Source organism: Acidaminobacter hydrogenoformans DSM 2784 (genome assembly GCF_900103005.1).
Lineage (GTDB): Bacteria > Bacillota > Clostridia > Peptostreptococcales > Acidaminobacteraceae > Acidaminobacter > Acidaminobacter hydrogenoformans.
The window spans coordinates 127,549-151,459 of record NZ_FMWL01000001.1 but is presented as its reverse complement, the minus strand read 5'-3'; the positions used below and the strand labels follow the sequence as shown (position 1 = coordinate 151,459).

The window sequence follows — 23,911 nt, the reverse complement described above, 5'->3', positions numbered from 1 at the left end:
GGAAGGGGGCCGCAGGATGATTAAAGTCAGCGGACTCATTAAAATTTATAAGCTGACGAAACGTCAAATGCGTCAGCGCAAGGAAAAAGAAAATGTCAAAACAGCGGTGGGCGGCATAGACTTCGAGGTGAAGCCTGGAGAAATCTTTGGGCTGCTGGGTCCAAATGGGGCCGGCAAGACCACGACGCTGCGCTGCGTCTCGACGTTGCTGTCGCCAACGGAAGGAACAATCCAGGTCTGTGGCTTTGATACAGTCGAGCAGGGGGTCGAGGTCAGGCGGCGCATTGCTTTTCTCACCAACGAGCTGAAACTGGACGGACACTTTACACCGCGCTATACCATACGTTACTTTGGAAGCCTGTATGGTATGTCGACAAGCGAAATTGAAATTAGAGCGGAGGCGCTTTTCAAGACCTTTGGCATAGAGGGCTTTCAGGATACGAAAATTGATGATCTGTCCACGGGCATGAAACAGAAGCTGTCCATTGCCGTGAGCCTGATCCACGACCCTGAGGTTGTCATCTTTGACGAGCCTACCAACGGCCTTGATATTGTCACGGCGAGGACGGTGACGGATTATCTGCTTAGTTTGAAGGCCCAGGGCAAGACCATCATCATATCCACCCACATCATGTCTGTGGCGGAAAAGCTTTGCGACCGTTTCGCAGTCATACTGAACGGTGAGATCGCAGCTCAGGGCACGCTTGAAGAGGTGCTGGAAGAAGTGGGGGAAAGTGATCTTGAGGACGCCTTTTTCAGATTGTATCAGCGGCAAAATCCTGAGGCGAAGGAGGTTGTACGCGCATGAGCCACGAAATCCTTACAGTGCTTAAAAAGGAGCTGGCCAGGGTTTTTACGGACCGCAGGCTCGTGATCTCAGCGTTTGTGATGCCGGCGCTGACCATAGCGCTTCTCTATGGTGTCATGGGCGTTATGATCACGCGGATGGTCGAGGACCGTCAGGCCCACCAGACAGAAATTGCGGTGATTGATGCGCCAGCGTCTTTCGTTACTTTTGTTGAAAACACCCCTCAGGAAGACATGACCCTCCAAAACTTCGAAGCCTCCAAGCTGCCGGAGTTAAAGGGTCTGCTTTTCACGGGCGCTCTGGACGCGATCCTTGCCTTTGACGCCGGCTTTGATACCCAGCTCTTGAGCTATGAGAAGGAAGCCCTGCCTGGTGTGAAAATCTATTTCAATTCCGCGGAAGACTACTCGGTGGATGCGAGGAGCAGGCTGAGGACAGGCCTTCTGGAGGATTATGAAGCAAGGGTTTTAACAGCCCGTTTTGGAGACGCCCAATACCTGAGCGCTTTTGAACTGGCAGATGAAGTCGTAGCAGATCCTAAAAAAGTGGCTGGGAAGGGTGTTGGAAGCTTCCTGCCGCTGCTGCTTTCGATCTTTCTTTTCGCGGGCGGAATGGGAGTCGGCCTTGACGCTATAGCTGGAGAGAAGGAACGGGGCACCATGGCCACTATGCTGGTGACGCCGGTGAGCCGGGAGGCTATTGCCTTTGGAAAGCTGCTCAGCCTTGGTGTCGTAGCATTTCTCAGCAGCATATCCACTATGATTGGGATGGTCGCCTCCGCGCCTTTCGCAAAGTTCCTCTTTGGAAATGTCGAGGCGCAGTCAGCGGGAGCCGCGGCTGCCGGCTTCATCATTACGCCGGGTTATATCGCGTCGCTGTTGCTCATTGCCATAGTGTTGACCATGATTTATGTAGCGCTGATCAGTCTCGTGAGTGTTTACGCCCGCAATGTCAAGGAAGCGGGGACCTACATCATGCCGGTCTATATGCTGGTCATGCTGATGGGGGTTCTGACGACCTTTGGCACTGGTCAGCCGGATTTGTGGGTATTTGGCATTCCCATCTACGGCAACATCATGCTGATGAAAATGTCGCTGTCTTACGAGATGACCTGGCAGATGCTGGTCCTGAACCTGGGGGTTTCCTTTGTGTTTCTTGCCATCTTAGTGGCGGTCATCCGAAAAATGTTCAGCTCAGAGCGAATCATGTTCAACGCCTAAGGACGTTTGCTTCTTGAAATCCCCACCCCAGCCCAAGTCCACAGGGTTGACAGGTTAATACAAAAATTTGACTTTTCAGACATTTGAGTATTTTCCTGTTGCCTTAGATGCTGTATGATAGGACTAATCGTGAAAGAGGTGGTATGAGTGATCTATTTCAATACCAAACCTGAGGTCATTGAATCTGTGATCCAGTCAGCACCTGCAAATGCCTGGGTCGGCGAATTCTCGGGCCGTGACAGTGTCGCGGCCATCATGGCGGCTTTCGAGGACGAGGCCTGTGACTTTGTACTGCCCGTGGCCAGCTTCGCGGGCACGGAATTTGGCGACACCCGGGACCTGCTCGAAAATCACAGCCGCCTGAAAGCCGCAGTGGAAGCCCGTTATGGCGAAATGAAAACCTTAGGCGACCTGGTCTTTTACAGCGACCCGTACCTATGGGGCATCATCAATGGCCGCCACGTGGCGCAGCTCAACCGCCAGTTTGGCTTTTACAGCCCCTGCATTGGCTGCCATGCCTACTTCCACCTGATCCGACTGCCCTTCGCGAGGCGCCTCGGGCACGTCATCATTTCCGGCGAGCGGGAGAGCCACGACGGCCGGGTCAAGCTCAACCAGCTGCCTCTGGTCCTTGATTTTTTAGCCAGTGTGATTGAAGCTGAAGGCGTACGCCTGCTCCAGCCCATTCGGACACTTAAAGATGGCGCCGTCGTCGAAAACCTGATTGGATGGGACTGGAAGGAAGGCGTCAACCACCCGGCATGTACCTTCAGTGGAAATTACATGCTCGCGGACGGGAGCGTCCAGTATGATCCGGTTCAGCTCAAAGCCTATCTCCAGGATTATCTCGCCCCAATCCACAAAGTGGTCGCTGAGGCGTTGGGCCTCGGGTTTGAATATGACCGCCAGAAGCTGGAGGCTGCAGTTAAGGCGCTGCTTAAGCCATGATTAAAACCATGCTTTTTTTGCTGGACGGCGTTGGTGACCGCGGTCAGCCAAGTTTGGGCGGGCTGACGCCCCTGCAGGCGGCCCATTGCCCCAACCTGGACCGAATTGCCAAAGCGGGCGAAACGGGCCTGATGGTGCCTTTCAAACCGGGGATCCCTCTGGGGACGGATCAGGCCCACTACCTGCTGTTTGGCTATGAGCCGGAGGAATATCCGGGTAGGGCGGTCATAGATGCTATTGGAGAAAATCTGAGTCTCGCTGCAGAGGACATCATCCTGAGAACTTCCTGGGCCACGGTGGCGCACGAGAGCGGGAGATTGGAAGAAAAGACCATCGGCAGCTTTGTCATCAGGGAAAGGTTTACCCCGGGGATTGGCATTAAAGAAGCACAGACCTTAGCCCGGGCGCTGCCCAAAGAGTTTGGAGGCGTTCGCGCGGAGTGGTATTTTTCCCATGACAGCCATGGATTTTTAATACTCAGGAACTGTATCCAACGCTTTGATCCCCAAGTCTCGGATACGGATCCCTTCTATGAGGGCCAGCGCGTTATGGCTTGCACCCCCTTTGAGACGACCGGTGAAAAAGCCCAGGCATTGGCGAAGTGGATTAATCAGTATTTGCTGGAAACGTACAGGCGCCTGAGCGAACATCCGCTGAATAAAGAGCGGCAAGCCGCAGGGGCGCTGCCTGGGAACTTTCTGCTGACTAAATGGGCCGGGCGACTGGGGCTGCCTGAAGCGTTTCATCTCAGAAACGGCATGCGCGGCGCGGTTGTGGGATCGAGCAAGCTGCTGAAAGGCGTCGCGGCCTCCCTTCAAATGGACTATTATGAGTGCGGGGATTATGAAGAAGCCATAAAGCTGGGGCACCAGCTGGATTATGACTATATTCACATCCACACGAAGGCGCCGGATACGGCAGCGCATACCAAAAGGCCACAGGAAAAAGTCCGGGTCCTTGAAGCGCTGGATCGTGCCTTCGCGAGCCTAAAAGTCAACGAAGGTTACCTCTACATCATCACAGGCGACCATAGCACCGCCAGCAGCGGAACCTTGATCCATTCCGGTGAATCCGTACCGGTGGTATTCCTGGGGGACATGACTCGACGCGATTTGGGCGACGCCTTTGACGAGGCAGCCTGCGGGCAGGGCACCCACCGAATCACCGCTGGTGATTTGATGCCCATAGTTTTAAATCTCACCGACCGCGCCAAGCTCTATCATCTGAGGGCGGGAGGGAAGCGGCGCCTCTACAGGGCCATGCACGTGGCGCCCCTGACAGACGAATAGAGTTCAATGTAATCGCCAAGCGGTGACAAATCACAGACAGCTTAGCGAAAAAAGACGGAAGAGACAGAGGTGGAGCAGTATGGAAAGAAAAGATATGCTGAAAAAAGTAAAACGCGTGGTCGTCAAGGTGGGCACTTCGACACTGACTCATCCAACAGGTCACATGAACTTCAATCAAATAGACCTGCTGACGCGCCAGCTGGCGGACATGCAGAACCAGGGCTATGAAGTGATCCTCGTGACCTCGGGCGCTATTGGGGCAGGTGTCGGCAAGCTGAACCTCAAGGTCAAGCCAAAGACGATTCCCGAAAAGCAGGCGGCTGCGGCGGTGGGCCAAGGCGTGCTGATGCACCTTTACGAGAAATTCTTCAGTGAGTATGGCAAGATTATAGGTCAGATTCTGGTGACCAATGTCGACTTTCAGAATGAGAAACACCGTCATCACGCTCGCAATTCCTTTGAGACACTGCTCAAAATGAATGTCATCCCAATCGTCAACGAAAATGATGCTGTCGTCGTCGACGAAATCAAGGTGGGGGACAACGATACGTTATCCGCTTTCGTTTGCCGCAACATTGACGCGGATCTGTTGATCCTGCTCTCGGACATTGACGGTCTCTATAGCGATGACCCGCATAAGAATGAATCTGCCGAGCTCATTCAAACGGTCGAGCGCATTGATGATGATTTGAGAGCCCTCGCCAAGGGTGCTGGATCCGAACTGGCAACCGGGGGAATGGCCACGAAGCTGCGTGCGGCAGAAATCGCTCTCAGCGGCGGTGCTTACATGATTATTGCAAACGGCTCTACGGACAAAGTGCTGAACCGGATCATGGCAGGAGAGCGCCTGGGAACACTGTTTTTACCTGAAAGCCACAGGTCGCAAGGATAATTGAATACGAGAAAAAGAGGTCTTGGAACGTGGGAATAAACCTACGTTCCAAGACTTCTTTTTTTACGGTCCGTGTTCCTCTATAGAACCTCTTTAGCACCTCTGCGGCACCACTATGGCATCTTGCAGCACGTCGAGTCTTCAAAAACCAATTTAAAGCATGCAAGGTGCCGCTTGCCTTTGGGTGGCTTTACGGGTGGGCCCAGTCCCGCCCTGAGATTATTTTGTCGAAATCGCTATGAGATTCAAATCAGTTGTATAAAAACCACAAATAGACATACATATAATGTAAAATATGATTCGGGATATCAGTTTTGACCTTTTATAAATGTTAAATATTGGATGAAAAGGGCAACAGGTTCATCAATAACACGCTATTTAGCGAAGTGGGTGCCTGAAACGAGAAAATTCGAGTATTATGCAGGTTAAGTGTCAAAAGCAGCCATATAAACCGCTAAAAATGGGGAACGAGCCTCAAAAATAGGCGCTGGTTTCATTCAAATTTTAATAAAAAAATATATTAAAATATACTATAAATAGAATATTATGGATATCCTTTGATGTACTTCCCACAAAAAAACTATTATTTCCCAGTTTTTGATCAGCGGCGTGCGGTTGATAAAAAGTAACAGTGTGATATAATCGGTTCACTGCTGAAAATGCCGGTCGTCATCGGGACACCTGCAGGATAGGCGTTGATCATAGATATTCTTTTATTTTTGAAAGGTGTTGAACCAATACATGTCTGGTTATAGAGAGGCGTTCGCGTCTGCACTTGGTCTCCTGATCACGTGGTCCGCGGCGCTGACAGGTGGGACTGCCCACCTTAATAACGAGGGACGTATTCTGGGATCATTATTGACAACTTCAGTTCAGGAGATCCACGTTGAGGCCCCATCCGCAGAGGAGAATGTCGATTTTGAGGCAGCCAACCGCTTATACGCGGCAATGTCCAATCATGTCGACGAGGCCATTCAAATTGAGGAGCCTGAGACGCTTACCTTAAAAAAACTGCAGCAAAAGGCTGCGGTGATCGCAGAACAGACCCCGCTCGACCTGGAAACCTCGGAAATTCTTTTGGACTACGCAGGACAATTTGGGTTGAAGCCGTCGCTGATCCTGGCGATCATTGAATTAGAGAGCAACTTTAATCCCACAGAGGTAGGTACACATCAAGACCGAGGGCTGATGCAAATCATCCCATCCACTGAACGGTGGCTGGCCAGGGATATGGGCCAGGAGATCGGACTTGAGTACAATCCCAAGAGAATTTTTGACCCGGAATACAACATTGGACTGGCGGCAACTTATTTAGCGTTTCTGAAGGACGCTTATGGTGAGAATTACCACCGCATCCTCTCGGAATACAACCGCGGCCCATACAACCTTGCGCGTTACTATCAGCGCAACGGTACCTACGCGACGAGCTACTCGAAAAAGATCCTGAAGCTCGAAGCAAAATACGTCGCCTTCAACGATTAGCGCTTAGCGGCGCGGCACTGGCGGCAGCCACATATCAAAAAAATCCCCTGTCAGGGCGACCATCTGAGTCGGCGTGGACAGGGGATTTTTGTGTTTGCGGCGGTGTGGGCTGCCGTTCTAATATAGAAGATAAAAAGTGCGTTTGCCGATGGTCATCAAAGCCAGCACCCTCAACCATCGTCATAAAGCTCTTCAGCCATTGTTCCAGAACGCGTCCAGCGCCCCTGCCAAAGCTTCGGTGGACCGCAGGGTGACCGCATGGGACCATTCCGGCGGGAACAGCTTGCGGTACCTGGTGTGGGTGAAGCGGTCGTCAACGAGGAGGACAATGCCCCGGTCTGTCTCGGTGCGAATGACTCTGCCGGCGGCCTGGAGGACTTTATTCATGCCCGGGAACTGGTAAGCAAAGCCAAAGCCATCCCCTGCGGCATGGTCGTAAAAGTCCTTCAGCAGGTCGTTTTCGTAGTGAAGCAGGGGCAGGCCCACGCCCACGACGACCACACCGCTGAGCCGGTCGCCAGTGAGATCTATGCCCTCGGAGAAGAGGCCTCCAAGGACCGCGAAGACAACGCGGCTGCGGCTTGGGCGCGCATCAAAGCTTTTGATGAACACCTCCCGCTGGGTGTCGTCCATGGCCTGCTGCTGAACTTCCACCTCAAAACCGGTTTCCAGGGCTTCGAAGTCGGCCAGAACCATGCGGAGGTACTCGTAGGAGGGAAAGAAGACCAGATAGTGGCCCGGCCTGCCTGCGGCGGCCACGGTTTGAACCAGGGACGCCAATTCCCGGGTGGTTTGGTGTCTATCTTTGTACCGGGTCGACAGGGCGCTGTAGACATAGAGGCCCAGGTTGGAAGGCTCAAAGGGGGACGGCAGGCGGATGCAAGCATCCTCCGTCCGGCCGCCGGAAACGTCCCGGAAGTAGCCAAGGGGGTGGAGGGTCGCTGAAAAAAGGATGGCGGCCTTGCCCTTTGACATGGCGTCGTTCAGGAGGCGTTTTGGATGAAGGCAGAAGAGCTTGACGGTAAGGTCATTTTTAAAGGATTCCGTGTAGGTGATGAAGTCCGGGCCGTAAAGCTCGGAGATCCGCAGGAAACCCAGGACGTCGAAATAGAAATCCAGGAGCTCGTCTTTGAGGGCGGGATCAATGCCGCTTTTTTCGGAGGCGGCGAGAAATTTCTGGGTAGTCTCGTCAAACCGCCGAAGGGTCGCCAGGAGAGGCTCTGGGAGGTCCTCATAGGCGGTGAAGCGACTATGAGCCGCCTCTTTTTTTAGCGCGATCAGCTGGGTGTTGATTTTATCCATTGCCCTGCTGACCTTGGGGGCAGGTTTCTTGAGACGCTTCTTCAGATCCATGACTGCGGACTTCTGAAGGCTCGCAGAGAACATGTCCCGGGCTCTGTCCACCAGGTGGTGGGCTTCATCTACCAGGAAAACGTAATTGGCGCCAAGGTCCACGTCGAAAAAGCGCTTGAGGCTGACCCGGGGGTCGAAGACATAATTGTAGTCGCAGAGGACAAGGTCTGCCCAGAGGGTCAGGTCCAGGGCCATTTCAAAGGGACAGACCCGGTGTGCTTTTGCTATGTCACTGATGGTTTCCCGGGTAAGTAGGTCAAAACGTTCAAGCGCCTGCATTAGGGCGTCGTTGATTCGGTCGTAATGTCCTTTGGCATAGGGGCAGTCCTCGGGTGTGCAGGCGGGCTTGTCCAGGAAACAGATTTTTTCCTTGGCGGTCAGGATGACAGACTTGAGTCTGAGTCCGCTGCTGCTAAGGAGGGACAGGGCCGCACCGGCAACCGCCTGGGTGGTGGTGCGGGCGGTGAGGTAGAAGAGTTTGTCCGCATGGCCCAGGCCTAAGGCTTTGATGGCGGGGAACAGGGTGGACATGGTTTTTCCGGTGCCGGTGGGGGCTTGGACAAACATACGCCCGCCTGTTAGAATAATCTTGTAGATGCGCACCGCGAGGGCCCTCTGGCCGGTGCGGTAAGCGGGATAAGGGAAATTTACAGCTTCTATGGCAGCGTCTCTGGTGATGCGCCAGTGGCGCTGCCACGTGACCCACTTCAGGTAGCGCTGGAGAAGGTCTTCCATAAAGTCAGAGAGCTCCTGGAAGGTCAACCGTTTGTCAAACTGAAGGAGCGCTTCTGTTTCAGCGTGGATATAGGTCAGGCGGAGGCCAATTTGGAAATGGCGGCTGAAGTCGGGGTCGGGGTTGGAGTCCGCGTTAGTGGTGTCATCCATGGCGGTTTCGTGACCGGCAGTAATATCAGTAGCTATGCCGGTATCAGTGTCAGCATCCGTACCGCTTGTGCTGACGCTGCTGCTGACGTTCCCCGCGAGGGCTTCTTTGGCCAGGATGTAGGCATAGCACTGAGCCTGGGCCCAGTGCAGGGGTTTGTCGTTTTCTTTCAGGCGATCCAGAGGTGTCAGAGTGCTCTTGATCTCCTCGACAAAAGTGAGTCCGGCCTCCTCAAAGACCCCGTCTGCTCTGCCTTCCAGCCGCAGCTGTACGCCGTCCCGTGTCAGGTCAAGGCTGAGGGGTACCTCAGCATGATAATTACCGTCCCGGCTCCTTTGAACCTTCTGGTGAAGCCGAGTGCCCTCCAGGGCGCGGATACTGGATTTAAAAGAGGCATCCAGATCGCCGCTGCGCAGGGTGAACTCTACCAGCTCCCGAACGGAAACACGCAGCAGTGCAGTCTTTGACATTTGGACACCTCCTCTTCAAGTATAGAAAACCTTAGGGAAGCCTAAGGGAAACCCCAGGGCATATCGTCTTAATAAAATATTGCTCGCATCCTTATTATAGCAGAAGTAGAAGCCGCGAAAAGGCGAAGAAGGGAGAAGTTTGGAGTGGGAAATGATGAAAAAGGTATGACGCCATCCGGTCAGCAAGAAGCTGAGAGGCAAGGCTTCGCTAAACAAGAAGCTGAGCGTGCCCCAGCGGATGCGCCCATGCAAATGAAGATTGTTCTTGGCATGATCACCCGCCAGCTGACAGACCCCGGGACTATTGTCGCCTTTCTCGATAACGCCGCCCGTTTTAACAGAAAAATTGACAGAGTGATCATTTCAGTTTCCGGGGAAGTGAATCCAGCTGCAGTCCGCGCTATTGAAGCGCGTGTGCCCCTCGAGGTGATTGACCTTAACCAACCGGAAGAAAGAATTCAGGCCTATGCAGCCGGGGAGCTCACCGAGGCGGAAGCGAACGCGCTGTTTCGCCGCCCTGTTTATGAAAGCGGCGGACAGATGCCTTACGGCCCAAACCGCAATGGTGTCATCCTCGAAGGGATTCGAGGGGGTGGAGACGTTTTGGTCTTCGTGGATTCGGATGTGTCCCCGCTGCTATTGAGTGGATGCCCGGGTCAGTATCATTTTGAGGATGCAGATTTCTTTGGAAGTCATCTCGAAGCCCTTGATTTACCTGGGGTGGGCGTCTCTACCAGCGATTATTCAGGCTATTACATCATTCCCCCCATGGCCTTTGACGGGCTGGATACCTTTCTTGAAGGGCTCCAAAAAGGAGCCGCTTATGCATTTGTTCAGGGTTCGGGCCAACATCATGGGTTGACTTTTGACTGCGGGGACAGCCGTCAGCCGTTTTGGACGGACAAAATCCTTGGGGGCAATGTGGCTATACGACTTGAACTTTTTCAGTCACATCTTCCGTTTTTCTCAACGGCGTACCACTTTGAAGGGGACTGGGTCCTTACCAGGGGGGAGGATACACTTCTGGGCAAGACCCTGGCGGCCAGTGAGCGCTGGAAAGTGCTGGACATAGACCTGAGAATTTTTCATGATACCTTTGGAACCTTCCCTCAGATCCCTGACATTCAGAAGGAAGCGTTTATACGAAATCGCTTTTATAACACTTGCCTGGGGTGGATTGGACGCAATCCCATCCTCAATGCTCTGAGTGGCGAGGACGCGGGGGCCATTTCCAGAAGACAGATCGCTTTCCTTGAGAAAAGTGTTGCAGCAGCGGCGGAATACTTTGGCGATGCCAGGTTTTTAAAGCTTCCTGACGCTGCCCGTGCTGCTTTTGAGCAGCTGCCGGATGCCCTGGAAGCCTACGCCGAACTGAGGCGGCTTTGGCCCAAAGCTGTCCGCACCGCATGGAAACTTCGAGATGAAGCCCGGGGTGTCGAGGATGGGGGCGTAAACAGCATAAGAAGCGCAAATAGCATAAGCGGGGTAAGTATTCAAAGTCGTAAAGGTGGTGAGACGCCATGAAGCTTCTCTTAATGAATCACTTTCCTCTCGAGGGTTCCGGCAGCGGGGTTTATACGTTAAATTTAGCGAGGGCTATGGTCGGTCTTGGACATGAAGTTCAGATTCTGGTTCCTGAAACTTCCCCGGTGGACACCACATCAGAGGGGTTTATAACCCATACGGTATTATTCAGGGAAGACGAAGGTGCGGTGTTGAGCTGTGATGAAAGGATCAAGCGGGGGGCTGCTGACGGTGTCCTCGGTTTCCCCTTCCCCTGCTTCACGGCGCACCCGAGAAGTCACTTTACCTTCTATGACATGGATGAGGCGGCAATCGATCTATACCGGGAAGCCTTTAAAACTAAACTCGCTGAGCTATTGAAGGACTTTGATCCGGACCTCATTCACGTGGGGCACCTCTGGATCCTGGCGGACCTGGCAAGGGAAAGCGGCAGGCCCTATGTGGTGACTTCCCATGGCACGGACCTCATGGGTTACAAACGAGATGAAAGATTTAGGGAGATGGCCCTCAGGACAGCAAACAGCGCTTGCCGCGTCATCACTATTTCCAGACAAATGGACGAAGACGTGGAACGCCTCTTGAGTGTGCCGCCGCGGCGGCGGTCGCTGATCTACAGCGGCTGTGATACCACTCTGTTTCACCGGATGAGCCTGTCGAGGACCAAGGTGCTGAAAGGCTTAGGTATTGACGAAGCCTGCAGGTACGTGATCTGCTTCGCCGGAAAGCTGGTTGGATTCAAAGGCGTGGACGTGCTTCTGGAGGCTGCGGCGGGTTATGAGGGACACCTTGGGAGCGCTGGCGGAGTGCTTACAGTCATTGCCGGTGACGGCGTGCTCAGGGAAGAACTGATGTCAAAAGCGAAGTGTCTGGGACTCAGAGGGGTCAGGTTTGTGGGGCACCAGTCCCAATCTGCCCTGGCCGCGCTCTATAGTGTCAGCGACGTATTTGCCATGCCTTCGAGGTCCGAACCTTTTGGCCTGGCGGCTCTGGAAGCTATGGCCTGTGGCCTCCCGGTGGTGGGGACCTCGTCTGGGGGTCTGGTGGATATGATCACGCCTGATGTGGGCAGCCTTGTACCGGCGGATGACCCGGAGGCGCTGGCCTCGGCCCTTGAGGCCATTCTCTCTTTGGACGCTGACCAAAAGGAAGCGCTGCGAAGGCGCTGTACCGGGCACGTCGAGACACATTTCAGCTGGACAGTCACGGCGAAGGATACAGAAAAGGTCTATGAGGCCTGCTTGTTGAGGTGAGCTTGATAGCCAGGTGCTGCGCTGCTTGGCTGGCTGACTCTGTGAGGCTGGCATCACCCACCGAAAATCGCTCACCAGAAGGAAGAATTAACCAGCGTGGACTTGTAAAGCGCTTTGAAAGCGCTATACTTAAGAGGCGGGAAACACCGGGCGCTCAGCTTCAATCATGAGGCCGGCCTGCGTCACAAACATACTACCTATTGGAGGTTTGACCATTGAAAGTTAAAAAGGCAATCATTCCGGCAGCGGGATATGGCACGCGGTTTCTGCCTGCGACCAAATCCATGCCAAAAGAAATGCTGACTATTGTGGATAAGCCGGCGATCCAGATTATCGTGGAAGAGGCCGTCGCCTCAGGCATTGAAGAAATCCTCATCATCACGGGTCGCGGCAAAGATATGATCCAGGACCATTTTGACAAGACCCCTGAACTTGAGGCCGTCCTCGAAAAGCAAGGAAAGGCGGCGCTTTTAAAAATAGTTCAGGATGTCTCAAACCTTGCGGATGTCCATTATGTCCGACAAAAAGAAGCTCTTGGCCTTGGCCATGCCGTACTCTGCGCGAAGACCTTTGTAGGCAATGAACCCTTTGTCGTTATGCTTGGAGACGACATTGTCGACAGCGACGTGCCTTGCACACGGCAGCTGATTGACGCTTATGAGCGCCACCATTGCTCTGTGGTTGGCGTGCAGCCCGTTGACTGGTCTCAGGTTGACAAGTACGGCATAGTGGAAGTGCAGACCCTCGAAAATCGCGATTTCCAGGTGAAAAGCCTCGTAGAAAAGCCGCCCCTGGATGAGGCGCCTTCCAATTACGCCATTTTGGGGCGTTATGTACTGACGCCTGAAGTCTTTGATAAGCTACTGAAGACTGAACCGGGCAAGAACGGCGAAATTCAGCTGACGGACGCGCTTAGGGCACTGCAGGCTGAGCAGGGCATAATCGCCCACAACTTCGAGGGCACCCGCTACGACACCGGAGACAAGCTGGGTTATCTGAAGGCCACCGTCGAAATGGGCCTGCGCCACAGCGAAGTCAAGGAACGGTTCCGCGAGTATTTGAAAGTGCTCGGAGAAACGCTTTAGAGGCAATCGAATCAATGAACGAAATAAAAAGAGGGAAGCCGTGGACAACCGCCATTCACAATGGTGGGTTGACGCTGGCTTCCCTTTTTCAATTTTCACCGTGCCAGTTCATAAATAGCCGCCGCGTAAATTTTCGCGATCAGCACCAGGTCCTCGACCCCGTAGAACTCGTCCTTCTGATGGGCCGTCTCCTCCATTCCCGGGAACATAGGTCCAAATGCCACCGCGTTTTCAAAAGCCCGGGCATAAGTACCTCCGCCGATGGTCACCGCTTCCCCAGAATCACCCGTATAGGCCTGATAGACTTTCATAAGTGTCGTCACCAGCGGATGATCCTTTGGCACAAAAAGGGGCTTCTGATGTTCGAGGTTCACGAGCTCAAGGCCCCAACGACCAGCATTTTCACGGACACCTTGGAGAACGCTGTCGCCGTTGACGGTAATAGGGTAGCGGATATTGACAGTCAAGCGGCCGGCACTGGGATCCAGGTCGACCACACCCACATTGAAAACGAGCTTCCCTGAATCTTCATCCTCAAAGGCGCAGCCCATGCGCTCTCCATGTAGATCTCTGCCAATTTGAGCGGCGTAGAATCTCACAAAGTTTGTCAAGTCCCCAATTTCCAGGTCCAGGCAGTCCAGGAAGCCAATCAAATCCGAAATGGCATTTTGGCCTTTCCAGGGCGTGCTGCCATGGGCAGAGAGCCCGTAAGCCCTGACGGTGGCCCTGCTGCCATCCGGGCTGATTTCCAGCGTCACGTTGGCGCTCTTATCCTGATTCCAGGCCTTCAAAATGTCTTCAGAAGCTTTATAGTTTTCGAGGACGGCCTCCGCATAGTCCGGTACCATGTTGGGGCGGTTGCCGCCCTTTAGGCTGACGAGGCGCATGCCGCCGTCATTTAAGTAGTCGCTGAAATCCTTGACAAGATCAAAGACAAGAATCCCCATTTCGCCATGGATCGCCGGAAAGTCAGCATCCGGAGAAAAGGCAACGGCAGGTATTTCTTCATGCTGTTTGTAATAATCCATGCAAGCCCAGCCGCTTTCCTCATCTGTCCCAAAGATCAGACGGACACGTTTGGAAAGGGTTACACCGGAATCCTGAATAGCCTTCATGGCAATGAGTGCCGCTGCGGCAGGCCCCTTATTGTCATTGACGCCTCGCCCGTAGAGCCTTCCGTCCGCAAGTTCACCGCCATACGGGTCGTGAGTCCAGCCGTCGCCTTCCGGGACGACGTCCAGGTGGACGAGGACGCCAACCATTTCATTGCCCTCGCCCATTTCAGCGTAGCCTGCGTAATGGTCGACGTTTCGTGTTGCAAAGCCAAAGTCCCCTGCCGTTTTCAGCGCAAAGGTGAGGCAGTCGTCGATGCCCGCCCCAAAGGGTTTGCCAGGTTCAGCGGGCGTTTTAACGCTCTTGAAGCGGATCAAGTCCTGGGTGGTTTTGATCAAATCAGCCTTCATGGCGTCTATGAGATGGTCAAATTGCTGCATAAAGTTACCTCCCAATTATAGTCGGTGAAGTTGTCGTTCAAGCAGAGAAAACGGCAGCTGGTCTGGCCGCTGCCGCTTTCATTATATCACTTTTTTGAGATTTTTCAGGCCGCGGATGGACTGTGATGCGTCTCTATTCGAATTTGTCGTAATAGATGTGTTCCTCCGGCATTTTCTTTTCTTTGAGGAGATCCACCACGCTGTCGATCATGACAGGACTGCCGCATAGATAAGCTTCCATGCCGCTGGCATCCTCAATGTACTTTTCAATGAGGTCTGTGACGCGGCCTTTTTCACCTTCCCAGTTGTCTTCAGGACGCGGCCTCGATAAGCACGGCATGAAGGTGAAGTTTGGCAGCTGGGCCTCAATTTCTCTCAGTGCCTCCATCATAAAGAGGTCCTCGCCGGTTCGGGCGCCAAAGTAGAAAGTTGCCTTCCGCTCGCTCTTAATTTCGACCATGTGCTTTAAGATGGACATAATAGGCGCCATTCCAGTGCCAATTGCCGCCATGACAATTTCGCGGTCGCTTTCGTGATAGTGGAAGTCCCCGAAAGGTCCGACAACGGTGAGCTTATCACCCTCTTTAAGGTGCTTGTGGATATAAGTACTGCATTTGCCGTCCTGGATATAGCCCAGGAACAGCTCGACCTTGTGCTTGTCCTTAGGGTCTGAAGCAATGGAGTAGGCTCTGTAGACCTCCTCGTCGCTCTCTTTGTAAATTGGCGTCAGAATCTGGATATACTGTCCCGGTTTAAAATTGATTTCATTTTCAGCGGGAAGTGTAAGCCCAACGTGCATGATCGTAGGTGTCAGGAGTTTAAGCATATCCACGTTGTAATCATACTGCCGGACGTTGAAGAGCTCTTCCGGGATCTTGATTTTGATAGGTTCCTTAACTTTGCACTGGCAAGCCAGCCGGATACCTTTCTTCTGCTCCTCTGGCGTCACATAGCCCGCTTCGGTAGGCAGAAACTGCCCGCCGCCCTCCAGAACTTCCACCTTGCAATAACCGCAGCTGCCCTTGCCGCCGCAGGCGGACGGGATGAAAATCTCCTCATCCACCAGCGTTGACAGCAGAGAACTGCCGCCCTCCACCTTGTATTCCTTTTCGTCGTTGATGATCAAAGTCATTTCTCCGTAGTTGCCAATAGTCTTATTCGCAATCGACAAAAGAAGTGCGAGCGCCCCAGAGATGCCGGAGACCGAGAGGACGCTGATCAGAATTTCATTCATAGTCGAAGCGCCTCCCTTCTATTGAATTTGGACAATGCCGGAAAATCCTATAAAGGCCAAAGCCATGATTCCGGTAATGATCAGTGTGATCCCGGCACCTTCAAGCCCTTTAGGCAACGGATTGTTTTTGATTTTCTGCTTGATGCCCGCCAGTGTGACAATGGCCAGCGTCCAGCCGAGACCTGAGCCTACGCCAAAGGCCATGGACTGCAGCAGCGTATAGTCCCGGATCACCATGAAGAGGGAGACGCCGAGGATTGCGCAGTTGACGGTAATTAGCGGCAGAAAGATTCCGAGGGCGTAGTACAGGGACTGAAAATAGCGGTCAATGATCATTTCGACCAATTGAACAAAAGCCGCAATGACTATAATGAAGATGATAAACCTCAGGTACTCAAGGCCAAGCGGCACGAGGAGCCAGTGATAAACCATCCAGTTCAGCAATGTGGTGAAAGTCAGTACAAAAGTAACGGCCTGACCGAGGCTGAGGGAGGTTTTGATTTCGCTTGAAACCGCTATGAAGGAGCACATGCCGAGGAAGTTCGACAGGATCATATTGTTCGTAAAGATGGCGGCAAAAAAGATGACAACAGGATTGATTTCACTCATGCCTTAGCGCCTCCCTTCGCATCTTTATTCGTATCCGGGAACATATTCTTGGTGACCCAGATCAGAATGCCGAGCATGAAGAACGCCCCTGGCGGCATGATCATGAGGGTCCAGTCCACCCACCAGCTGCCTAAAACTTCAATGCCGAACAGTGAACCGAAGCCCAGGAGCTCCCGGAAAAATGCGATCACAAGGAGGACAATAGCGTAGCCGGCGCCCATAAACAGGCCATCCAGGAAGGAAAGGTGCGGAGGGTTGTTCTGGGCATAGGCTTCACAGCGGCCCATGATGATGCAGTTCGTGATGATCAGGCCGACATATGGTCCCAGGGCTGTGCTGATTTCAGGCTGGTAAGCCTTCAGGAAGATGTCGACTATGATCACGTAGACCGCAATGATAAAGGTCTGAACCATCATGCGGATATGCTTCGGTGTAAACTGGCGAATCAATGAGACCGTCAGGGAGGAGAAGGCTGTGACGAACATAAGGCCAAGTCCCATGATCAGACTGTTCATCATAAGGTTGGTGACTGCCAGGGCGGAGCAGATGCCCAGGATTTGTCTAAAGACAGGGTTGTCCTTCCACATTCCAACAAACGCGAGTTTTTTAACTTTGGAAGCCATGTTATGCACCGCTCCTTTCTGCCTGGAGAATGCGTTCAATGCTGCTGTCTATAAGCTTGCGTATGGCGTCGGAAGTCAAGGTTGCCCCGGAGATGGCGTCTGCATTGCCGCCGTCCGCAGGCTTGTAGATGACGACCGGGCCGCTTTCCTCTGGAATAGGCATATCTCTGAACTGTTCTTTGTACCAGTTCTCGTCAATGCGGCCGCCAAGCCCCGGCGTTTCAGAGTGGGAGACAAAGTCCACGCCTAAAATTCTGTCAAACTCCGGCGAAACGGCAATATAGCCCCTGACGCTGCCCCATAGGGCCGCGCCGTTCATTGGAAACGCATAGCCAATTAAATTGCCGCCCTCACGGGCTTCGAAATACTGCAGCTCTCCGAGTGTTCCGGGCGAGATCATGCTTTCATAGGTGCTGACGACAGCGTCATCATCATTCTGATCCACGTCAATATTCAGGACATAGAGGATGGTCCGCTGAACCTTCAGATCCTCAAGGTCTGCAATGCGCTCCTTGGTGGCGCTGTTCATCAGGGCCAGGGCCAGTGTCAGGACAGCGGTCAGCGCGATCATGGCCAGGGTTGGGTAGAGAATCTGTTTTGTGTTCTTCTTCTTTTTAGCCAATTTTCTCGCCCCCGTTCTGAGCTTTGGCGGTTTTTTGGCTTTTGAAGTATTTTACGAGCTCGTCCAGAATTGGGGCGAAAGTGTTGCCTATGAGGATGGCAAACATAATGCCGCCGGCAAAGAGTGCAAAGCCTCGAATGACGACTGTCACCACGCCAATCAGAATGCCGTAGATCCATTTTGCCTCGTTGGACTTTGGACTGGAGATAGGGTCCGTTGCCATAAACACGGTTCCGAACAGCAAGCCGCCTGAGAATAATCCAAAGAGCGGATTTGGCACTTGAGAGACGCCGGTGGCGAAGAAGATCGTGCTCATGGCCAAATAACCCAAAAGTACGCCGCCCATGGTTTCTTTGGACGCCGTTTTGGTATAAATGAGATAAATGCCTGCCAAAATGATGAGGATGGCGCTGGTTTCACCCAAAGAACCGCTGACACGGCCAAAGGCAATGTCCAAGTACTCGGCCATCAGGCCTGAAGATCTGTAGGTGATCAGCGGCGTCGCCGTGCTCAGAGCGTCTACCTGAGGTGTCAGATAGGTACCAAAGCCACCCGGAAAACCGGAAGCGGGCACATTCCACTCGGTGGTCAGAAACTTAGGGAACGAGACATAGACGAAGGCTCTGCCGACAAGCGCAGGGTTGAATACGTTCCGGCCGAAGCCGCCAAAGGCCTCTTTTCCAAAGACAACGCCAAAGATAATGCCTACCGCGGCGACCCAGAACGGCGTCGCAGGCGGCAATGTGAGCGAATAGAGAACGGCGGTGACAAAGACCGCCTCCGTGACAGGTTTTTTGGACCTTCGCTTAAAAGCCCACTCCGCCAGGACACCAAAGAGGACGCTGACGGCAATCAGGAGAATTGAGCGCCATCCAAAAAAATAAACCGATGCCAAAATGATCGGTGCCAATGCGTATAAGACTTTACGCATCAGTGCCTGTTTCATAAATTTCATTCCAAGAATCTCAGACAAAGACGAACCCCCCTCATGATGCTGTATAGCCTATTTATATCCCTGGTCAAAACGATTAAAACATTCTGATGTTGGGATTGTGATATAATTGTGGTGAGTTTTTTCTTTTGAATAAATCGCGCTTCCGCTATTTCTGAGGAAGCGGCTGTTTGGGGATAGAATGAAGTGGGGTGGCACACATTGGGCAAATTGTATACGGCTCTTGAAGAATGGATTCGTGAGGAGGTGCTGGTAAAAGGTACGCTGAGTGGGAAAAAAACCAGTTCAGAGCTTGTCAAAGTCGTGGTCAAGCCGGTCAAGATCAAGGCCGGAATACGCTTCCAACTTGAATATCATGAAAAGGACAAGGTGCGGCACAAAAATCTGGACCAGGCAGAGGCGCTGGAAGAGATCGCCGGGCTGATGGCGGAAAAGTTCAAGCAGCTCGACCTTAAGACGACAAAGGCAGATGTCAAGATCTTTGCCAATTCAAGCGAGGATTGCCGCGTTGTGGTGAAGTCTCTGAAAGCGCAGGTTGAGGAGAGGGTGGTGGATTTAAGTCACAATCGGCAAAAGCATTATATCCTTGAGGACGGGGTTCCTGTGGACTATCTCGTGCAGCTTGGCGTTCAGACCGAGGCGGGCAAGGTCGTCAAAAGCAGGTATGACAAGTTCCGGCAAATCAACCGGTTCCTCGAGTATGTGGAGGATGTTGTGAAGGTGCTGCCAAAGAAGGACAGACCTCTTCGGATTGTGGATTTTGGATGCGGCAAGGCTTATCTGACCTTTGCCATGTATGACTTCTTTACCAGAAAGCTTGGCATGGAGGTCTCCATAATTGGGCTGGATCTTAAGGCGGACGTGGTTAAATTCTGCAACGAGACAGCGGTGGCTCTGGGGTATGAGGGGCTGCGGTTTGAGGTCGGTGATATCCGCAACCATGAAGAGGGCGGCGAGGTCGATCTGGTGGTGACGCTTCACGCTTGTGACACGGCCACGGATGAAGCTATTGTGAAAAGCATTGGCTGGAAGGTGGCGGCGCTCCTCAGTGTCCCGTGCTGTCAGCATGAGCTTCACGACCGGCTTGAGAACGACACGCTTGAGCCTGTATTAAAGTATGGAATCCTTCGGGAACGCATGACGGGGATCGTGACAGATGCTTACCGGGCGCTGGTGATGGAAGCTTTTGGGTATGAGGTGCAGGTCCTCGAATTTATCGATATGACACATACGCCTAAAAATCTGTTGCTCAGGGCGACCAGGCGACGTGCGGAGGTGCCTGGTGAGGCGCCTCAAGTTGAAATGTCGAAGTGGCAAGCCGTGGATGCCTTTGAGAAAACTTTTGGGCTTGGGGAAACTTATTTGAGGCGTCGCTGCGAAAGTGTTTAAGAAATAACGGTCACATTAAACAGGTGTATACTGTATACAAAAATCTATAAAAATATTTACGATTATAGGCTTGAAATTTTGTAAGTGTTGAAATTACAGGGCTGAGCGAGCTTGAATAATTGTATACAATTTAACAATGGGCGTTGACATAGTGTATATTGTATACTATACTGGGTTTATGAAAACCAATTCAATTCAAATATTAGTTAGGAGGCAAGTTGTCGATGAGTAAGAAAGTCATGAAAACCATGGACGGCAACACCGCGGCTTCATATGTCGCATACGCTTTTACCGAAGTGGCGGCTATTTATCCAATCACGCCATCTTCTACAATGGCAGAGCTCGTAGATGAGTGGGCTGCAGGTGACAAGAGAAACATCTTCGGTCAGCGTGTTCAAGTTACTGAAATGCAATCTGAGGCAGGTGCCGCTGGTGCTGTGCACGGTTCACTTCAAGCTGGTGCTTTGACGACGACCTTTACCGCATCACAAGGTTTGCTCCTGATGATCCCGAATATGTACAAAATTGCCGGCGAACTTCTCCCTTGCGTTTTCCACGTCAGCGCACGGGCGCTCGCAGGTCACGCGCTCTCCATTTTCGGAGACCATTCAGACGTTATGGCGGCTCGTCAGACGGGCTTCGCGCTCCTCGCGTCAGGCTCCGTTCAAGAAGTAGTCGACCTCGGCGGCATAGCGCATCTTAGTGCCATCAAGTCCAGAATTCCTTTCCTCCACTTTTTTGACGGTTTCAGAACCTCCCACGAAGTTCAAAAAGTTGAAGTGATCGATTACGCGGATTTCGACAGATTGGTCGACAAGGAAGCTATAGCGGAGTTCAGAAAGAACGCCCTTAACCCTGAGAATCCTGTAACCCGCGGTACGGCTCAAAACCCGGACATCTTCTTCCAGGCGAAAGAAGCTTCCAACAAGTTCTACACAGCAATTCCTGGCATTGTTGAAGACTATATGAAAGAAATCAGCAAAGTTACAGGAAGAACATACAATCTCTTCGATTACTATGGCGCGCCAGATGCGGACCGCGTGATCGTCGCCATGGGTTCTGTGACACAGACGATCGAAGAAACTATTGATTACTTAAATGCTCGCGGCGAAAAAGTCGGTCTGATCAAAGTCAGACTTTACAGACCGTTCGCGCCTGAATACATGATGAAAGTTCTGCCTGAGACCGTCAAGAAAATTGCGGTTCTCGACAGAACGAAGGAGCCAGGTTCCCTTGGCGAGCCTCTTTATCTGGATATCAGAAACGCGTTCTACAATGCGGAAAATGCGCCTGAGATCGTCGGTGGCCGTTATGGTTTGGGCTCCAAGGACACGACGCCTTCCCAGATTAAATCAGTCTACGAAAACCTCAAGAGCGACGCGCCTAAGAACAACTTCACTATTGGCATCAACGACGACGTGACTTTCTTGTCGCTCGAGTGCAAGGAAAGCATCGTTACAGAGTCTCCAAGCACAGTGCGCTGCAAGTTCTGGGGCCTTGGCTCTGACGGTACGGTTGGCGCGAACAAGAACGCGATCAAGATCATAGGCGACAAGACAGACCTTTACGCGCAAGGCTACTTCTCTTATGACTCCAAGAAGTCCGGCGGCGTTACAATTTCCCACCTTCGTTTCGGCAAGGAGCCAATCCGCTCCACTTACCTGATTGACGAGGCGGACTATATCGCTTGCCACAACCAGGCTTATGTCTATCAGTATGATCTTCTCAAGGGCCTCAAAGAGGGCGGAAACTTCGTTCTCAACTGCATGTGGAAGGGCGAAGAAGTCGAAGCGAACCTCCCTGCTGCAATGAAGCGTTATCTCTATGAGAAGAAGATCAACTTCTATACAATCGACGCAACGACAATCGCGGAAGATATTGGCCTTGGCAACCGAATCAACATGGTCATGCAGGCAGCGTTCTTCAAACTTGCGAATGTCATCCCTGTCGAGGATGCTGTAAAGTACCTCAAAGAAGCCAATGAAAAGAGCTATGGCAGCAAAGGCGAGAAAATTGTCGCCATGAACGACCAGGCTGTTGACGCAGGCATTGAGAAGCTCGTCAAAGTTGAGATTCCTGAGTCCTTCAAAGATGCTGTTGACGCAGACGAAAAAGGCAAAGAAGAGCTTCCGGGCTTCATCAAGGACATTTTGGTCCCAATGAACCGCCAGGAAGGCGACAGTCTCCCGGTCAGCACCTTCGTCGGCGCTGAGGATGGAACTTTTGAAGCGGGCAGCGCTGCTTACGAGAAGCGCGGTATAGCGGTAACGGTGCCTGAGTGGCAGCCAGAAAACTGCATTCAGTGTAACCAGTGTTCCTTCGTTTGTCCGCATGCGGTCATCCGTCCATTCCTTCTGACAGCAGAAGAAAAGGCAAACGCACCTGAGGGCTTTGAGACACTCAAGGCTATGGGCAAAGGCTTTGAAGAGCTTCAGTACAAGATTCAGGTCTCCACTATGGACTGTACGGGCTGCGGAAACTGTGCCGACATCTGTCCTGCAAAGAACAAGGCTCTGGTTATGAAACCACTGGACACGCAAGTCAATAAAGAAATTCCTAACTGGAACTATGCAGTCAAGCTTCCAGTCAAAGATAACCTCATGGCGACCAATACGGTTAAAGGCAGCCAGTTCGCACAGCCGCTCTTTGAATTCTCTGGCGCTTGCGCAGGCTGCGGTGAGACACCATACATCAAGGTTGTCACTCAGCTTTACGGCGACAGAATGTCCATTGCCAACGCAACAGGCTGTTCCTCCATCTGGGGCGGTTCCGCACCTTCTACGCCGTACTGCAAGAATCAGGAAGGCAAAGGTCCTTCTTGGGCAAACTCCCTCTTTGAAGATAATGCGGAATATGGCATGGGTATGGTCCTCGGCAACACGGCTGTCCGCACGCTGATGAAAGACAAAGCGCTTGAGCTTGCTGCACTGGAGCTTGACGACGCTGTCAAAGCGCCATTTGCAGCTTGGGCAGAGGACTTGGAAGACGCCAAAGCTTCAAAAGAAGCAGCGGTGGGCATCCTCCAGATCCTCAATGACAACAAAGTCACAGACGCAAAAGCTAAAGAGATCCTCGAGTTCTTCGAGACGCACAAAGACTTCCTGATCAAGCGCAGCCAGTGGATTCTTGGCGGCGACGGCTGGGCATATGACATTGGCTTCGGTGGCCTCGACCACGTTCTGGCTTCCGGTGAAAACGTCAACGTCCTCGTCTTTGATACAGAGGTTTACTCAAATACAGGCGGTCAGTCCTCCAAGGCATCCCCAACAGCTTCTATCGCTAAGTTTGCCGCAGCCGGCAAGCGCGTGAAGAAAAAGGATCTTGGTATGATCGCAGCGACTTATGGCTATGTCTATGTCGCTCAAGTTGCAATGGGCGCTGACAAGAACCAGTTTATGAAAGCCCTCATTGAAGCTGAAAGCTATGACGGACCATCCCTCATCATCGCTTACGCGCCATGTATCAACCATGGCATCAAGGCGGGTATGGGCAAGTCCCAAAACCGCATGAAAGAAGCAGTTGACGCTGGCTACTGGCACCTTTGGAGATTCGATCCACGTCTTAAAGAAGCAGGGAAGAATCCTTTCATCCTTGATTCCAAGGCGCCAACCACTGAATTCAAAGATTTCCTCATGGGTGAAGTGCGTTACTCTTCTCTGAAGAGTCTGTTCCCTGAAGTTGCTGACAAGCTCTTCGAGACTTCTGAAAAAGAAGCTAAAGATCGTTATGACGGCTATGTCCGTATGGCGAAAATGGAATATTAATCTCTGATTCCATTGAAAATG

At 52.4% G+C, this 23,911-nt stretch carries 18 protein-coding genes; 11 read left to right on the top strand and 7 right to left on the bottom strand.

What is annotated here, in order from left to right:
- The first annotated feature begins 16 nt into the window (after positions 1-16).
- From BLP63_RS00645 to BLP63_RS00620, 6 genes are all read left to right on the top strand, one after another.
- Positions 17-808 (top strand): ABC transporter ATP-binding protein, encoded by a 792-nt coding sequence (locus tag BLP63_RS00645; RefSeq protein WP_092588957.1) that lies wholly within the window; start codon positions 17-19, stop codon positions 806-808.
- Positions 805-2,028: an ABC transporter permease gene (locus tag BLP63_RS00640; RefSeq protein WP_092588956.1), complete on the top strand. Its 1,224-nt coding sequence runs from the start codon at positions 805-807 to the stop codon at positions 2,026-2,028. Before BLP63_RS00645 ends, BLP63_RS00640 begins: the two co-directional genes overlap by 4 nt.
- Positions 2,029-2,175: 147 nt before the next feature.
- Entirely contained in the window at positions 2,176-2,976 is an 801-nt protein-coding gene (locus tag BLP63_RS00635) for a hypothetical protein (protein ID WP_092588955.1), read from the top strand.
- On the top strand, positions 2,973-4,265 hold the full coding sequence (locus tag BLP63_RS00630) for an alkaline phosphatase family protein (RefSeq protein ID WP_092588954.1): 1,293 nt from the start codon (positions 2,973-2,975) through the stop codon (positions 4,263-4,265). The genes BLP63_RS00635 and BLP63_RS00630 overlap by 4 nt, the downstream gene beginning before the upstream one ends.
- A gap of 79 nt (positions 4,266-4,344) precedes the next feature.
- A complete protein-coding gene (gene proB, locus BLP63_RS00625; RefSeq protein ID WP_092588953.1) occupies positions 4,345-5,157 on the top strand; it encodes a glutamate 5-kinase in 813 nt (270 codons plus the stop codon).
- A 741-nt stretch (positions 5,158-5,898) separates the two neighbouring features.
- On the top strand, positions 5,899-6,639 hold the full coding sequence (locus BLP63_RS00620; protein ID WP_092588952.1) for a lytic transglycosylase domain-containing protein: 741 nt from the start codon (positions 5,899-5,901) through the stop codon (positions 6,637-6,639).
- Positions 6,640-6,831: 192 nt separating this feature from the next.
- Here the strand turns inward: BLP63_RS00620 and BLP63_RS00615 are convergent, their stop codons facing one another.
- Entirely contained in the window at positions 6,832-9,345 is a 2,514-nt protein-coding gene (locus BLP63_RS00615) for a helicase C-terminal domain-containing protein (RefSeq protein ID WP_092588951.1), read from the bottom strand.
- 144 nt (positions 9,346-9,489) lie between these two features.
- Here BLP63_RS00615 and BLP63_RS00610 point away from each other — a divergent pair, with 144 nt between their 5' ends.
- The 3 genes from BLP63_RS00610 to galU all read left to right on the top strand — a co-directional run bounded on the left by BLP63_RS00610 (position 9,490) and on the right by galU (position 13,204).
- Complete coding sequence (locus BLP63_RS00610) at positions 9,490-10,869, top strand: hypothetical protein (RefSeq protein ID WP_092588950.1); 1,380 nt, start codon at positions 9,490-9,492, stop codon at positions 10,867-10,869.
- Positions 10,866-12,119: a glycosyltransferase family 4 protein gene (locus BLP63_RS00605; protein WP_092588949.1), complete on the top strand. Its 1,254-nt coding sequence runs from the start codon at positions 10,866-10,868 to the stop codon at positions 12,117-12,119. The genes BLP63_RS00610 and BLP63_RS00605 overlap by 4 nt, the downstream gene beginning before the upstream one ends.
- A gap of 215 nt (positions 12,120-12,334) precedes the next feature.
- On the top strand, positions 12,335-13,204 hold the full coding sequence (galU, locus tag BLP63_RS00600; protein ID WP_092588948.1) for a UTP--glucose-1-phosphate uridylyltransferase GalU: 870 nt from the start codon (positions 12,335-12,337) through the stop codon (positions 13,202-13,204).
- A 95-nt stretch (positions 13,205-13,299) separates the two neighbouring features.
- On the opposite strand, the gene pepV is transcribed toward galU, so the two are convergent.
- The 6 genes from pepV to BLP63_RS00570 form a co-directional block, all read right to left on the bottom strand.
- On the bottom strand, positions 13,300-14,697 hold the full coding sequence (pepV, locus tag BLP63_RS00595; RefSeq protein WP_092588947.1) for a dipeptidase PepV: 1,398 nt from the start codon (positions 14,695-14,697) through the stop codon (positions 13,300-13,302).
- 133 nt (positions 14,698-14,830) lie between these two features.
- Entirely contained in the window at positions 14,831-15,931 is a 1,101-nt protein-coding gene (locus tag BLP63_RS00590; protein WP_092588946.1) for an NADH:ubiquinone reductase (Na(+)-transporting) subunit F, read from the bottom strand.
- An 18-nt stretch (positions 15,932-15,949) separates the two neighbouring features.
- Positions 15,950-16,540: an NADH:ubiquinone reductase (Na(+)-transporting) subunit E gene (locus BLP63_RS00585; protein ID WP_092588945.1), complete on the bottom strand. Its 591-nt coding sequence runs from the start codon at positions 16,538-16,540 to the stop codon at positions 15,950-15,952.
- Positions 16,537-17,163: an NADH:ubiquinone reductase (Na(+)-transporting) subunit D gene (locus BLP63_RS00580; RefSeq protein ID WP_092588944.1), complete on the bottom strand. Its 627-nt coding sequence runs from the start codon at positions 17,161-17,163 to the stop codon at positions 16,537-16,539. The genes BLP63_RS00585 and BLP63_RS00580 overlap by 4 nt, the downstream gene beginning before the upstream one ends.
- Position 17,164: 1 nt before the next feature.
- Complete coding sequence (locus BLP63_RS00575; protein WP_092588943.1) at positions 17,165-17,785, bottom strand: FMN-binding protein; 621 nt, start codon at positions 17,783-17,785, stop codon at positions 17,165-17,167.
- Positions 17,778-18,758, bottom strand: a complete 981-nt coding sequence (locus BLP63_RS00570; protein WP_207646385.1) for an RnfABCDGE type electron transport complex subunit D — start codon at positions 18,756-18,758, stop codon at positions 17,778-17,780. Before BLP63_RS00570 ends, BLP63_RS00575 begins: the two co-directional genes overlap by 8 nt.
- A 180-nt stretch (positions 18,759-18,938) precedes the next feature.
- Here BLP63_RS00570 and BLP63_RS00565 point away from each other — a divergent pair, with 180 nt between their 5' ends.
- Complete coding sequence (locus tag BLP63_RS00565) at positions 18,939-20,126, top strand: class I SAM-dependent methyltransferase (protein WP_092588942.1); 1,188 nt, start codon at positions 18,939-18,941, stop codon at positions 20,124-20,126.
- A gap of 224 nt (positions 20,127-20,350) precedes the next feature.
- On the top strand, positions 20,351-23,890 hold the full coding sequence (gene nifJ / locus BLP63_RS00560; protein ID WP_092588941.1) for a pyruvate:ferredoxin (flavodoxin) oxidoreductase: 3,540 nt from the start codon (positions 20,351-20,353) through the stop codon (positions 23,888-23,890).
- Positions 23,891-23,911: the final 21 nt, after the last annotated feature.

Coding starts and splice junctions, on each gene's coding strand:
- BLP63_RS00645 (WP_092588957.1), top strand. CDS start 17: ATGATTAAAGTCAGCGGACTCATTAAAATTTATAAGCTGACGAAACGT.
- BLP63_RS00640 (WP_092588956.1), top strand. CDS start 805: ATGAGCCACGAAATCCTTACAGTGCTTAAAAAGGAGCTGGCCAGGGTT.
- BLP63_RS00630 (WP_092588954.1), top strand. CDS start 2,973: ATGATTAAAACCATGCTTTTTTTGCTGGACGGCGTTGGTGACCGCGGT.
- proB (WP_092588953.1), top strand. CDS start 4,345: ATGGAAAGAAAAGATATGCTGAAAAAAGTAAAACGCGTGGTCGTCAAG.
- BLP63_RS00620 (WP_092588952.1), top strand. CDS start 5,899: ATGTCTGGTTATAGAGAGGCGTTCGCGTCTGCACTTGGTCTCCTGATC.
- BLP63_RS00615 (WP_092588951.1), bottom strand. CDS start 9,345: ATGTCAAAGACTGCACTGCTGCGTGTTTCCGTTCGGGAGCTGGTAGAG.
- BLP63_RS00605 (WP_092588949.1), top strand. CDS start 10,866: ATGAAGCTTCTCTTAATGAATCACTTTCCTCTCGAGGGTTCCGGCAGC.
- pepV (WP_092588947.1), bottom strand. CDS start 14,697: ATGCAGCAATTTGACCATCTCATAGACGCCATGAAGGCTGATTTGATC.
- BLP63_RS00590 (WP_092588946.1), bottom strand. CDS start 15,931: ATGAATGAAATTCTGATCAGCGTCCTCTCGGTCTCCGGCATCTCTGGG.
- BLP63_RS00585 (WP_092588945.1), bottom strand. CDS start 16,540: ATGAGTGAAATCAATCCTGTTGTCATCTTTTTTGCCGCCATCTTTACG.
- BLP63_RS00580 (WP_092588944.1), bottom strand. CDS start 17,163: ATGGCTTCCAAAGTTAAAAAACTCGCGTTTGTTGGAATGTGGAAGGAC.
- nifJ (WP_092588941.1), top strand. CDS start 20,351: ATGAGTAAGAAAGTCATGAAAACCATGGACGGCAACACCGCGGCTTCA.